19 protein-coding genes are annotated in these 13081 nt (G+C 31.2%); 4 read left to right on the forward strand and 15 right to left on the reverse strand.

The features are described from left to right. Positions 1-272 precede the first annotated feature (272 nt). From ILT06_RS31800 to ILT06_RS31825, 6 genes are all read right to left on the reverse strand, one after another. Positions 273-581 (reverse strand): hypothetical protein, encoded by a 309-nt coding sequence (locus tag ILT06_RS31800; RefSeq protein WP_222655968.1) that lies wholly within the window; start codon positions 579-581, stop codon positions 273-275. Between the two features lie 71 nt (positions 582-652). Then, entirely contained in the window at positions 653-943 is a 291-nt protein-coding gene (locus ILT06_RS31805) for an ArsR/SmtB family transcription factor (RefSeq protein WP_222655969.1), read from the reverse strand. Between the two features lie 74 nt (positions 944-1017). Continuing rightward, a complete protein-coding gene (gene hfq / locus ILT06_RS31810) occupies positions 1018-1251 on the reverse strand; it encodes an RNA chaperone Hfq (protein ID WP_085313408.1) in 234 nt (77 codons plus the stop codon). A 41-nt stretch (positions 1252-1292) separates the two neighbouring features. Then, the gene (locus ILT06_RS31815) at positions 1293-1601 is read right to left on the reverse strand and encodes a transposase (RefSeq protein WP_222655970.1); all 309 of its coding nucleotides are present in this window, start codon (positions 1599-1601) and stop codon (positions 1293-1295) included. Between the two features lie 15 nt (positions 1602-1616). Then, a complete protein-coding gene (locus ILT06_RS31820; protein ID WP_222655971.1) occupies positions 1617-1844 on the reverse strand; it encodes a hypothetical protein in 228 nt (75 codons plus the stop codon). Between the two features lie 105 nt (positions 1845-1949). After that, positions 1950-2183, reverse strand: coding sequence for a DNA-binding protein (locus ILT06_RS31825; RefSeq protein WP_222655978.1), 234 nt, complete (start codon positions 2181-2183; stop codon positions 1950-1952). Positions 2184-2291: 108 nt separating this feature from the next. On the opposite strand from ILT06_RS31825, the gene ILT06_RS31830 reads away from it, so the two are divergent. Then, complete coding sequence (locus tag ILT06_RS31830) at positions 2292-2930, forward strand: DUF6037 family protein (RefSeq protein WP_222655972.1); 639 nt, start codon at positions 2292-2294, stop codon at positions 2928-2930. A 555-nt stretch (positions 2931-3485) separates the two neighbouring features. Here the strand turns inward: ILT06_RS31830 and ILT06_RS31835 are convergent. The 5 genes from ILT06_RS31835 to ILT06_RS31855 all read right to left on the reverse strand — a co-directional run bounded on the left by ILT06_RS31835 (position 3486) and on the right by ILT06_RS31855 (position 6825). Then, the gene (locus ILT06_RS31835) at positions 3486-4298 is read right to left on the reverse strand and encodes an ETX/MTX2 family pore-forming toxin (protein WP_222655973.1); all 813 of its coding nucleotides are present in this window, start codon (positions 4296-4298) and stop codon (positions 3486-3488) included. Positions 4299-4852: 554 nt separating this feature from the next. Further along, complete coding sequence (locus tag ILT06_RS31840) at positions 4853-5131, reverse strand: AbrB/MazE/SpoVT family DNA-binding domain-containing protein (RefSeq protein WP_222655974.1); 279 nt, start codon at positions 5129-5131, stop codon at positions 4853-4855. Positions 5132-5324: 193 nt separating this feature from the next. Further along, complete coding sequence (locus ILT06_RS31845; RefSeq protein WP_172805476.1) at positions 5325-5912, reverse strand: ParB N-terminal domain-containing protein; 588 nt, start codon at positions 5910-5912, stop codon at positions 5325-5327. A gap of 82 nt (positions 5913-5994) precedes the next feature. Continuing rightward, on the reverse strand, positions 5995-6237 hold the full coding sequence (locus ILT06_RS31850) for a hypothetical protein (RefSeq protein ID WP_085313415.1): 243 nt from the start codon (positions 6235-6237) through the stop codon (positions 5995-5997). Further along, positions 6238-6825 carry a recombinase family protein gene (locus ILT06_RS31855; protein ID WP_222655975.1) on the reverse strand — a complete coding sequence of 196 codons (588 nt, stop codon included), beginning with the start codon at positions 6823-6825 and terminating at the stop codon, positions 6238-6240. It lies immediately after the preceding gene. 267 nt (positions 6826-7092) lie between these two features. On the opposite strand from ILT06_RS31855, the gene ILT06_RS31860 reads away from it, so the two are divergent. Then, positions 7093-7686, forward strand: a complete 594-nt coding sequence (locus ILT06_RS31860) for a TasA family protein (RefSeq protein ID WP_222655976.1) — start codon at positions 7093-7095, stop codon at positions 7684-7686. A 391-nt stretch (positions 7687-8077) separates the two neighbouring features. Here ILT06_RS31860 and ILT06_RS31865 read toward each other — a convergent pair whose 3' ends face one another. The 3 genes from ILT06_RS31865 to ILT06_RS31875 are packed head-to-tail and all read right to left on the reverse strand — an operon-like array spanning position 8078 to position 9982. After that, entirely contained in the window at positions 8078-8917 is an 840-nt protein-coding gene (locus tag ILT06_RS31865) for a hypothetical protein (RefSeq protein ID WP_222655977.1), read from the reverse strand. Positions 8918-8964: 47 nt separating this feature from the next. Next, positions 8965-9390, reverse strand: a complete 426-nt coding sequence (locus tag ILT06_RS31870; RefSeq protein WP_085313419.1) for a hypothetical protein — start codon at positions 9388-9390, stop codon at positions 8965-8967. Continuing rightward, positions 9347-9982 carry an AlbA family DNA-binding domain-containing protein gene (locus ILT06_RS31875; protein WP_085313420.1) on the reverse strand — a complete coding sequence of 212 codons (636 nt, stop codon included), beginning with the start codon at positions 9980-9982 and terminating at the stop codon, positions 9347-9349. Before ILT06_RS31875 ends, ILT06_RS31870 begins: the two co-directional genes overlap by 44 nt. A 489-nt stretch (positions 9983-10471) precedes the next feature. On the opposite strand from ILT06_RS31875, the gene ILT06_RS31880 reads away from it, so the two are divergent. Together ILT06_RS31880 and ILT06_RS31885 are read left to right on the forward strand one after the other, a co-directional pair. Beyond that, positions 10472-11137, forward strand: a complete 666-nt coding sequence (locus tag ILT06_RS31880) for a hypothetical protein (RefSeq protein ID WP_085313421.1) — start codon at positions 10472-10474, stop codon at positions 11135-11137. A 1-nt stretch (position 11138) separates the two neighbouring features. Then, on the forward strand, positions 11139-11783 hold the full coding sequence (locus ILT06_RS31885; protein WP_235634836.1) for a hypothetical protein: 645 nt from the start codon (positions 11139-11141) through the stop codon (positions 11781-11783). A gap of 430 nt (positions 11784-12213) precedes the next feature. On the opposite strand, the gene ILT06_RS31890 is transcribed toward ILT06_RS31885, so the two are convergent. After that, positions 12214-12840, reverse strand: a complete 627-nt coding sequence (locus tag ILT06_RS31890) for a hypothetical protein (protein WP_172805477.1) — start codon at positions 12838-12840, stop codon at positions 12214-12216. Positions 12841-13081 lie beyond the last annotated feature (241 nt).

Genomic DNA, 13081 nt, shown 5'->3' on the forward strand with positions numbered 1-13081 from the left:
TTTTTTTATTAATTAGTTGGGTACGTGAAATTATATGTTTTTCCCCATCTACATAGGTATATCTCCCTTTCTACTAGGGGGGATTTTGCTCTGTTTCTTTAAACGTCCGTGTTATCTTTCACTTATTGTTTTTACCTTTTCTAGGGTGAATGTATTAATCTTATCTTTTTCTTTCGTTAGAAGAGAATTTGAGAGTTCGTTTTTACCTTCTCCGCAAAGTAAGTAGTAATTTTATCTATTTATAAAAATGTACAAGGAGTGGACCATCTAAATTAGAGGTGAACCATCAAATAAGAGGAACAATAATACTCCGCTCGATGTTTCAACTCTTCATACGTGTATAATTTTTGTTTATCAAATAATTTCGGCTGTTTTTTTCTATAGTATTCGAAAAGATCTTCTCCATTTTTCCTTATACAATACCGACGGCTTTGTTTGATTGTGCCTGGTATTTCTTCAGGAGCCAACTGTTTTAGAATCTGTAATGCTTGCCGATCTGGAATTTCTTCCCCCGTTACATAGGCATGGATAAAAATAAGTTCTTTCACTGTTATATAATTATATTGTGAAATTTTATTCATAGAAGCACTCCCTTCTCTATCTATTATTTGTATAAGTACATATTACTAGCCATATAAACAAATCCATGTGTTTAACATGTAAGTATCTTGAGTATTTGTTTCACCTTTTCATCATCCACTCGATAAAATACTTCTAATCCTTTTCGTTCATATGCTACGACTTTATGTATTTTTAACTTACTAAGATGTTGCGAAACAGTCGATTGTGCCATGGAGAGATACCGTTGTAATTCAGAAACATTTAAAGTCTTTTTCTTTAGTAATTGATGTACAATTCGTAGACGGACAGGATGTGCCAATACACTTAATATTTCTGAAATACGTTCAAATTCGTTCGGTTCCATATGGAAAACATTTGTCATCTTCTTTTCCTCCTCATTTCTTTTTTCCTTCTTTAGTAGCATGAAATCATTAGGATTCATGCTACTGTTTTATTTTAAAAGCGAATCGTGGAGATTGCATGTTTATATACAAGCTGTTGCTTTCCTTCAAATTCTATTAAAACAGAATAAGTATCAAATCCTCTTATCCTTCCTTTTACATGCAATCCTTTTAACAGAATCAATGTGATATTCTGCCGCTTTTGAAACGCCTCTTGTAGCAATTGTTCCTGTAAAGATAGCATATCCCTAGATTTTACCTGTTGAGAAGTTTGTAATTTAGTTTTCATTGAACAGTCCTCCTGGCATCATATTGTTTCTTCATACCGCTCTAATCTTCTTTTCGTCTGTTTTCAAATTCACTTTCTAATTTACGATACCAATTTCCTTTTTTGTTTGTAAAATACGTTTTCACTTCTTGATATGGAATCAAAATCTTATGATTATTGATTTGTTCCATCACGCTATCTATTATATATTCCTCTTCATACCGCTTTGGTTTTCGAAGATACACTTCTATAAATTGCTGATATTCTGCTTTTAACCATCCAGCGATCGAATTTTTCTGACCTTGTTTAAGGTGTGACCACTTCTTATTTGTTTGGAGAATTTGACCATTCACGATGACATGATTTTTCACTGTTCTCCCTCACTTTTACTTACTTTCGTTTTCACCCGTCTTTAACCCAAAACTCCACACACTACTCTCCCAATTTCTCCTCTCAATTATACCATTATTCCGTTTTGAATATTCGAAAAATAACAATAATAAAATAACTCTCCTTAAAGAGCTAAAAGCAAGTGTTATCTCTATCGGCTTGATCTCTACATTATACAAGCCGAACCGCTTCACTTTCGCCTTAAACTTTTGTTTTTCATTCATAGTAACGAGACGTTTCAAACCGTGGGGTATCGTCCCCACCGACTCGCCAACCTCTACCCCAAAAGACAAGGGAAAACCTTTCCATCCAAATCTAAAAAGAAGGTTTCATTCTTTAGAAATTCGTGGTTCTCCAAACCATACAAACATAGCATCTCTGGAAATAATCCATTCTTTTCTTGTACCATTTGGAGCTAAAAAGAACTTAATTAACCCTTCCTCAATCATTTTTTGTAACTCTTCTTTCTGTTCTTCACTTAATGTAGATGGACTAATTTTTTTCTTTAAAGTATCTCGGCTATACCCCTTTAGGAGATAAATTGCATTGGTTTTAAGAGCTATTTTGCGCTTGAGGAGATGCGATCGAAAGGAGAATCTTTTTTCCGAATATAAAGAATATTACAATTAAATTAATCCTATGCAACATTTTGTGAAAGGAGTTTTATTACGTTGGCCATTTTTAGTAACTTGAAAGATTTAAAAAGGAATATGGAGGAAAAAGGATGGTGTATCGACTCATTTTTATTTAAATATAAACAGGAAGAGTTTATCGTGCTGGTAAAATTATATACTAAGGACGAAGCAAAACCTAAGTATGCTCTATTAAAGCTAGAGTTTTTAAGGCGAGGAGATGTTAATGACAAACTACTCGTTCCAGCAAATTCACAAGATTTTTTAGTGGATGGTAAAACATTAAGAGAGTATTTTAATATTGAGCGTGGCGAAAAACTTGGGGATAAAATCCAACAACTTAAACACTTATTTTCAACTTGTATTCCTAAGAAAGTGAATGAAAAGAAAACAAAAGATCAAGAAGCGGCTATGGTACATTCACTTAGTAGAAGTGATTCGGAGGACCCGAATAAAATTTATTGTAATTCTGTTAGGAGAAATGGTAAAAAGGCAGATGGTATATCATTAAAAGAACGCAGTCCATTTAATGATAATAAAACAAGGATTTTACGCCCTGAACTATATGAAGAATTAAAACGAGATATATATTTAAGCTTCGTATATTATTCTGATCCTAATAGGTTGAAAACGACAGGTGAAATTCTTTATAATTGGACCAAAAATAATGGGATTTAAGTAGTGAACCTATTAAAATAAAACAGCTGTTTTCTAAATCGAAAGAGAGACATAAAAAGAGCAATCTCTGTGAAAAGATTGCTCTTTTTATTTTTAAGCAGTTTTTTGTTCCTGTTTTTGAGTTGGCGAACCGTATGTATTTTATACCATTATAAAACAAAAAGGTGTTTTTTGCAGGTATGCTCTAGTTACGCTGTAGGTTCAAAACTTAAATTTTATATGCAGTAAATGCAGGGTATTGCTCGGTGTCATAACTTATGTTTATAAACAGCAGAAAATTGAATGACTTTTGATGAAATACTGCATGCTTCAAAATACGTAATCGGATTTTACTTTTAATGGGAATTATTCTGCGGATTAAAGCAGACACCCTGTCACTAAGCCTATTAGCTTGATAGCGATGTGTCTGTCCCCCTAAAATTTTTTTCCGGAATACTTTCGAAATGGGACAGTAATATAGAATATAAAAAAAGGGATTCTATTCTAGTTTTTGATGCGAGATAGTTAATATGGATAAATAATATTTACATTCGCTTCTAATAATTCCAGTAGAAATTAATTTGAACTTATATATTTTGGTGGTAAATAATAAGTTCTAGATTCTCCTTCATTAGCATATATAGGTGTTTCATCAATTCTAACTGTAGAATATAAACCATAATCTACTTCAGTAATTGCATCTCCAACCCATACAATTTTACCATGTTGATCTGTTGCTCTATAACGATTATCCATTTTACCAGACATATTACTAATAGGTATAGCACCTATTTCATTATTATATTTTCCAGCAGCTATTAGATAAGGTCCACTAACTGTAAGGTATTCATCATAAGCATTTGGATCTCCAGTAATATCAGCATTTAATGTAAGAGGAACTGAAAATTTCCCTCCATAAATTAAATGTGTTGCTTTTATTCTAGTTCGAGGAGGAGCTGTTATTGGATCATTTGCAGTCCATGTCGTTGTTTTTGTGGTTGTTTTTGTGGTTGTTGTACTAAAATTTGCTTCTACACTAAGAGATACTTCAACACTAGTTTCTGCTGATAAAACTCCTAATTTAACAGAAAATTTTAATCCTCCTTTTATACCAGTTGTAGTTTTTACACCCTTGGTAACAGCTGTAGAAGATGTATCAGTTGTTGTATCAGTAAGATTTAAAGATTTAGTCTGAGGTATACTCGAATTATTTTCCAAAATTTGCACAGATGAACGTAATAAAGTTAAATCTGGAAGATCTATTTCAACAGATTTTGGAATTATAACTGGGTTAGATATATCATAATTGAATACTCTCAAAAATGAAGGTGAATGACTAAATGTTTGATGCCAAACAGATCTTACATCGTCATCAAAATTAATTATCATAAAAAATCGCTCCCCTTATTTTATATAGAATAGTGCTAATAAAACGAAAAAATACTTTGGGAATTTTTGTATCTATCTATTCTCCTTCTTAAAATATTTTTAGTAGAATAAAAGGTACATTATTGTATGTTCAACTTTATTTAATGTGGGCTTTTCAAAATATCAATAATATTTATATATATATCAAGGGTTCAAACTACATTATAAGTCAATATTCTCTTTTTTATTATTTTCTCCTTTAATTATTTTTTTATATTGCATATCTATTATTTCCCTTGTTTTTGGTATGCTCGGCTTGGCGACATACTATCACCTACCGAACTCCATTCGTCAATGGCGAAGATTTCGGAACGAATTTCTAATGCTGAGTACTAATCATAAGCATTTGTAATAAAGAAAAGAATAGATATAGCATCATGGCTTTATCTATCCTTTTTTCTCATATATAAAGTACAATGTTTTATTTTTTTTGGGGAAACCTGTTCTGTTAAGTTGATAGGTATGTATGGTGAGGCCTAATAGTAAATTCCGCTTAAATTCCCCCTATTTACCCTCTATTTTACAAGATACTGCTGCAATTCCTTAATTAAAAGATTAGCGCCTTCTGGACTCAAAACAATCTTTCCATTCACCAATGAAACATTTCTGTCTGAAATTTCATCTGTAATTATACAAGCCTGTTGAGATTGATATTTTTTTAAAATAATTTGATCATCTTCCACAAATATTACCATTGGATTTTTTTCTTCAATACACAAAGTTCGTCTAAGTTCTTTTGGGATAACAATGCGGCCCAATTCATCTATTTTTCGAATAATCCCTGTTGCTTTCATGAAATACCACCTTTTATTTATGTTATTATCTATATTGTAAAAGGAATTTCCAATCAGCGATAGCCCCAAATATTTACATGTTTAGAGGGTTGTGTATTAATAGAACAAAACCGATAACAATAATTTCAATTGTATATTCGTTGTTGTATTTTCCTGTTTTTTTGAATTTTTTTGTGATGAAGAGAACATATTGTTATGCATAGCAAACTGGAACTGTTTGTAGCTTCATTTTTCTTGCAACAAAATAGCGACTAAATTCATCTTTTAGTATATTCGTTTTTTTATCGATTAAGATCGGTTTATCTATATTTCCGTTTTTTTGAATGAATTGTACTACAATTTCTTGCTTTTCTAGTCTAGGAACTGAAGTTTGGTATGTTCCTTCCAATACAATCTTGTCTAGGGGGATAACGGCTTCTGTACCATTTGGTAAGAATTCTAGTTGTTTTTCTTCTGTCTTTGGTTTATCAACTTTCGGTGGCAATGCTTGTATTTGCATACAAATGACACCGATTTCTCCAGGGCATACATCAATTGGAGCGTCTAACGTAGGTTCACCTTGTACGAGTAGTTTAGTATTTTTGAATCCTTGTGAATCTATATCAACGTTTTTAAATTGTTTTTTACTTACAAAAACAGTGTATGTGATAGCCGTGCTTTTGAAGGGGATTCCTTTTGGGGCGGTTGGACCACCTTTCTCTGTCATTTCAAACGATAAATACGCATTACAATCTCGAACTTCTGTTTTGGGCATTCCTGTCAGTGTAATTTTTTGCGGCATGATAATCTATCCTTTCTAAGTTGAATGTATGTGTTAACCAATAGGGAGAACTTTGTATTTACTAACAATTTACGGACTCTTCTTATTCATAATTATAGGCTGTTTCTTTTCCTTTTTCTACAACATAGCCACTTTTACTCCAAACGCCTTTCTTTTCTTTTTTGGCCCCTATTTGTGGGTACCTTGAAGAAGGAAATTCTAAAACGTACTCTACTTGTTCAGATGCATTTGCTGGTTTTAAACTCGTTGTAGTAGGAGTCGCTGAACATCCTGTAAATAACACACTAGCAATTGCAAAATCACTTAAAATACATCTGAATTTCATTTATTTTTCTCCTTGGTTTGTAGTATTGATATTTTGTTTATTAATCTCACGATATAAAGCTGAACGGCTGACTTGTGTAATATTACAAATTTTTCTTATTGTATTTTCCCCTTTTGTATACAACTCAATTGCATGATCCATTCCTTCATGTTTGTTACCATACTTACGAGGGCGCCCCAGCTGAACGCCTTTTTTCTTTGCAATATCTAATCCAGCTTTTTGTTTTTCTTTCAGTAACTCCCGTTCCCACTCAGCAACAGCACCAATAATGTGAAATAACATTTTCCCGGTCGCTGTCCTTGTATCAAAATTATAGTCTAGGCTAACTAAATGAACGTTTCTTCTTTCCAAATCTTCAACTAGCTCGAGCATGTGTTTTAAACTTCTAGCCAAACGATCCATGCGAGCTACAACAACTGTATCTCCTATTTGAAGATTATCAAGTAAACGTGCTAACTCGGGTCGTTTTTCAGATACACCACTTACTTTTTCTTGATAAATAATCTCTACTCCGAATTTTTGTAATGCTTCAATTTGTGTATCTAAATTTTGATCGTTACTACTGACTCTGGCATATCCACGTATCAAAATTACACCTCTCTTTTGGAATAAGTTTTTGAGACTCTATAAACATAGAATACTATGTTTGAAACGTTTGGTAAATGCTAGGATTCCAAAAACTTTACTTTTTGGGACTTTTTATTTATGGAAGATAGGCAACAACATAATTTTCTCAATAAGTATTACTTGGATTTTAATATAAAATTTTTACAGTTTATGCTATATCTGTATTAAGGGGATCTTGTTGGTGGATTAGGGAGAAAAATTATAAAAATCATATGGGAGGAACAAAAAATGTCATTGAAAAAGAAATCGGGTGTTGGAGTGGTTTCAGCCGCTCTTGGTTTATCTTTGATCGGTGGGGGAACATATGCATATTTTAGCGATCAAGAGGTAACGAATAATAAATTTGCTGCAGGGACATTAGATTTTGCTATGCAGCCTACCACATCTCTTAATCTAGACAATTTAAAACCTGGGGATAAAATATTAAAAAAATTCAATATAAAAAATAGTGGTACGTTGGATATCAAGGATGTCCTGATGAAGGTTGATTATACTGTGAACGATTTAAAAAAAGATAATAGTGTTGAAGATTTTGGTAAACACATTAAAGTACAATTTCTTTGGGATTGGGATCCAGAGAAAAGTCCTGTATATGAAACAACCTTAGCAGAATTGAAATCACAACATCCAGAAGTTGTTTCTCAGAAAATATTTCTTTCAAAATGGTCAGAAACAGGTGGATTAAAAGCGGGGAAAATGGATTGGTTCTGGATGAAATTTACCTTTGAAGACAATGGTACGGATCAAAATGTGTTCCAGGGAGATAGCATTGCGCTGAAAATGGAGTTCCAAGCGAATCAAACAGAGGGACAAGAAAGATAAATTCACGAACATATTGCTGTTGAAAAGTAAAACTGAGCTTATATTTTTTATAATTTGTAAAACTGATTGCTACATATCTATACCAAAAGCCATTGATATCAGCATTTGCACATGATATTAATGGCTTTTATAAGTTTAACATTTTGTATGTTTTGTAAAACATATTTTCCCTTTATAAACTTTAAACATGATCGAAAGGGTGTACCTTTTGAAGCGTAATTACAGATATATCACGAGCTCTTTTTATGTTATAAGTTATTAAGTATTTGATAATTTAAAAGAGAATCAATATTTTCCCCATAAGAGGTATTCATAAAAGAAGATTTACATGTATGTAAAAATTAAAGTAAAACTACTCATTTTTAGAACAAAATATAAATCGTTTATATTGTTATTTAAATAGCCCCCATACCCCTATAATTGTTTGTGTTATTACAAAAAATACTGATATCCAAGTTAGTCTTAATAGACGTTTATTTAGCTTGGACGTGTTTTCTTTTTGGTCAATATTTATTATACATTCTAGAAGTTTATACAAACTGTCTTCATAGTGTACCATCCGATTATATAACACTTTTATATTATATGATCTGTCTTGTATCTTAAACTCTATTTCCACATCTAAATTATTAAGGTTTTCTGAATTGGATTTTATTTGATATGTAATGTATTTATCAGAATCAATACTTACTTTGTTAATATTTTTTGCCCTACAGGATGTGAAAAAGGAACTGAATTTTACTAACTCAACTGTAGAATCAATAGACACCTCTTTAATACTTTTTTGAAGGTTTTCAATTTTCTTTAGATATTCTTCATTTACTCGCTCATAAATTTTCATAATACGTTCTTCTACCTTTGCATTTAAAGATAGATAATCATAAATAGATTCACACATTTCTTTGCTCGTATGTTCTTTTACATATTTTACATATATTTCATCTCGACCAATTATTTCAGAGGGTTGATTTTGGATTCCAATTTTTCTTTCTAAATCTTGAAATTGTGCGTTCAAGCCGTTTATTTTTAAAAACTGGTTCCCCCAGTCTACGTTATCTAAAAACACATTGCTCTCAATATAACTTTTTAATTCGTTTAATCTCATAATACTTAATCTACATTTTTGCAACGGAATAAAGTAATCATTAGGTATACAATATACCTGTGAAAATTCTTGAATTATATTTTTATAGAAAGCTTTGTTTGGAGTTTTTAATCCTTGTTTTCCCATTTCGCTTAACCTGCCCTTGATAAATTTTTAGTCTAATCGATTACCTATTATTCATTATTAAACCCACATATTTTTTGAATTTCTTTTAAGGAAACTGAAATTGTACCTTTAGTCGGTTCACAACTTTCAGCAAATAATTCATAAGAAATAAAATGTAAGTTTTCTTCATTATCAAATTTTTCTTGCCCGTTTAGATATTGCTCATTTATACTGTCCGTTAGTGTTATAACTGGAATGTGTGTGTACGGATGAATAATATCATTAGAGCCACCAGCGAACATGAATCCATTATTTTTTCTATCCAGATGCGTTTGATGATAAAGTTGTGGTAATCCAGATTCAATATGTCCTCCAAATGCATCTAAACCATAAAGTTTAGTAAGTGCTTTTAAACGTATAGCTGGATATTTAGCAATAGATTTTCCGATATTACGAATTCCTATTGCGATATGGAATTTTATATTTACGTTCACCCTCAATTCCACCGATAGTAACTCCAGGAATAATCTCATAATGAATTTCTAAATTCGGCTTTTGTCTTCGGCCAAACATATCTTCTAAATGAACATGTTCCAGTAATACAAAGTTATCTCCAGATCTGATAAAATATTGATTTAATTTCAGTAATGCACGATGAGGAGGTAAATTACTTTCTGGTACATAAGTAGCGACAAAACCTTTAGTACTCTCATTGGGTAAAGGAATATAGATATTCTTTATGCCAAAATTGTTTGGAACAAGTGCGTAATTTAGTAAGCCGTTTAATTCTGTAAGAAACCCTTTTGCGTTAGTTATAGGTTTCGTATCACAAGCCACATCAATTTTTTCATGAGTTGGTTTTGCCTCTACACCCCAGATAATAACTCCACCAGATGTATTTGAAAAACCAGATAATGCTTTCCCATAATTTTTTCTATCATCACCTGATAATTTAAAAGTTTTTGGGTCTGTTTTAAGTTTAAAATCGAGAAAAATGTTTTCTTCTTGCTGATTTTCAATCATTTCTTGTATATAAGCATATCCCTCTTTTTCTAACTTGGAAAATATTAAATCAGCATTCCCCATAGCGTACACATCCTTATAAATGTTTTAATTTCCCATTTTAAATTATAGGGTTAAACTATTCTTAAAGTAAACTTATAAAATGACATCTCAAAAAATTCCCCATATTATAATCAAGTATATTTTTTTATATAGATATAAAGAGGGTCCATCGTCAGATTTGTTGGGTGTCTTAAGATATGGATTTTTCTAAAGTCACCAGCATGACTCTTATACTATAACTGATTAATCAAAAGGGTCTCTATCCGTCTCATCAGTAACCAAAAAAACATCCCATCACCTTTTCTTTTTTTAATAACTTAAATATGAATTAATGTGTAATTTCTATATAACAAAGAAAAAAGCATCTACTTTCATAGATGTTTATGAGTTTTTTTAACCCTCATGCTAGAAAAATTATTTCTTCAAATATTTCCATAATCGGTTTTGTAAAAGAAAATAATTATGTAATAATAGATTTATAAATATCTAGCTTTTATAGGAGGGATACTCATGAGTGGTGTGAATTTAAATGCTAGGCAATTAGAATTAAAAAAAGAATTAGAATCACATCTTGAAACGTTAAAAACGGATTTATTAGGTAAAAGAGAGATAACCTACGAGAAAAGAATGGAATTGTTTAATGCCATGGCAAAGTATGGCCATGAATTGCATATGTCTTTAAAAGGCCAAGGAGATGAGCCAGTACATCATAGATACATGATTGAAAACAGAGGAATACCAGTAGATGATATAAATTTTTATAAGCATATACATCCGGTAGAAGATTTATTAAAATTCATAGAAAATGTTCATGCCAACGATGATCCTGTTGATGAAACAATTGGGGAGACATTTTATATACCAATTTATTCAAGAAGGTGGAACAGCCAAGACAGATATACTATTAAAAGGATAGAAACAGGTTGGTATATTGAACACATGACTCATAGAGGAGATTGTGCGAAAGATGCGAGCCCTATTTTATATGCTTCTCTTAGTCATGATGGGATTAATTATCCAGAATCATTACCAGGCTATTTTGAGTGGTTATGGGATCAAGCTCAAGAAGAAGGATTAAATCGCGAACAAGTTCAAACATCATTAAATGAGTTGGCAGAATGGATAAATACATGTGAAAAAGCTTCACCAAAAGGGATTTTCGAGGGGTATAAATAATATGAATATGAAGGATGGAGCAGTTACTTTCTTAGATGTTTTAGGTTGGAAAGGGATTTGGCGAGAGGACCCCAGCTCTCTTCGAAATTTGCAATCCCTAGTCAAATTTACAAAAGAAATTGCAGAAGAAATTACGGGAATCGAAATAGAAAACAATCCTGTATTAAGGGGGATTGATACTGAAGTTTTAAGTATTTCTGATACAATTGTAATTTTTACGCCCGGAGAGGCCAAAGCAGCATTGTCAATTCACGCAAAAATATGTAGTCACATCATACCAGAATCTATTAAGAAGAAAATCCCTGTTAGAGGTGCAACAGCTTATGGTGCATATACTTATGAAGGAAGTATTATGATTGGACCAGGCATAGATGAAGCCGCTAGTTGGCATGAGTCCACAAATTGGATTGGAGTTGTATTAGCACCTTCAGGGCATTTCGAATTAGGAGATGAACAAAATTCTCATTGGATTAAATATAAACATATTCCATTTAAAAATCGAGTTACGAGTCTAGATCATTGTGTTAATTGGGAAATGTCCTTAGAAGACGCTTTAGAGAGTTTTAAAACCATGGGACCCTTTGTTCCAAGTATAGCAGAGAAATACTTAAATACATATGAGTTTATAAAAGCGCCTAAAGAATAGGTGCTTTTCTTATTTGTATTTTCTGGATAATTAAGGCATGTTTTCCCTAGAATTTCTATATAACTAAGAAAAAAGCACCTACTTTCATAGGTACTTTTTTTGTATCTGATTAATTGTGTATCTATTTCCAATAATAATTTAATTTACATTTTTAACCAAAACCTGACTATTCTACCCAAGAGGAAATTTTCATCAATTTAACAATTAGAGTACATCATACTTCCCTTCCTCTTGCTTGGCTTCACGTTTATTATAATTTTTTGTATAACTAGAAAAAACATCCAAATAACTTTTTTATTATGAAAAATCCTATACCTTTAATTCTACGGGGAAATTTTAAAAATTAGAGACATAAATGCATAAAAATGAGAGAATATACTTTATTTAAAAAGCTGTTATGTATTTTATAGACTGGATATTATTCATAATCTTATTTATTTAGATAAGATGCTAATTCAACAGATACTATTTCATTTACTTCTTTTATATTCCCATCTAATTTTATCAAATAATTTTTCAACTCGTTTTTTGTTTCAAAAAACCTCTCAGTATAAATCGTTTCAAAAAACAAATTGCTTTTTTCATACAAGTCAAAATTTTCTATTTCAACAATCATTTCAATAACTTCATCTTCTATCTTTCTGATTTCATCAAATTTATTTTTAAACATTTGTTTTAAATCAACATTTAAATTTTGATTTAACAAGAAACGATTAATATCTTCAATATTTTTATGAATTTTATCAAACCTTCTTTTCAATATATGGAGCTTTACAACTTTCTTTTTTATAAGCTTATTTTTATCTTTATCTTCATTATTCGCGGAATTCCAATAAAAAGTAGCCATTGCCACTAACATAGCACCGAAGACGGAATTTGTAGATTTTATTATTTCAGCATTAGTATTCATATTGAATCTTTTGGCAATGAACGAACTTATTCCTTCTAAACCAGTAAATAAACCAAAATATAGTACGATTGATACAAAACCAAATACTACAGAAAAAGCTATTAATTTTATAACTGTGTTCTTCCAACTATTTTTTTCTCTAAACATAAAATATTCTCCTTATTCATTTCTTTAATTCATTATATAACGAAATAGTAATTTATTCTCCCCTCAAAAATGATACAGAAACGATTTTGGGTTTCAATATAGAACTTTTTTAAAAATGTGTAAATGATATATCTCTTCGAAAAATAAAAAAGCAATCGAGCGTTTACAAAGGTATACCTTTTTAAACGTAGGAGCCCTATCTATGAAACGTTGAAACATCAAGTTTACAAAGGTGATTCGA

Source organism: Bacillus sp. 17RED48, assembly GCF_019837545.1.
Classification (GTDB): domain Bacteria; phylum Bacillota; class Bacilli; order Bacillales; family Bacillaceae_G; genus Bacillus_A; species Bacillus_A wiedmannii.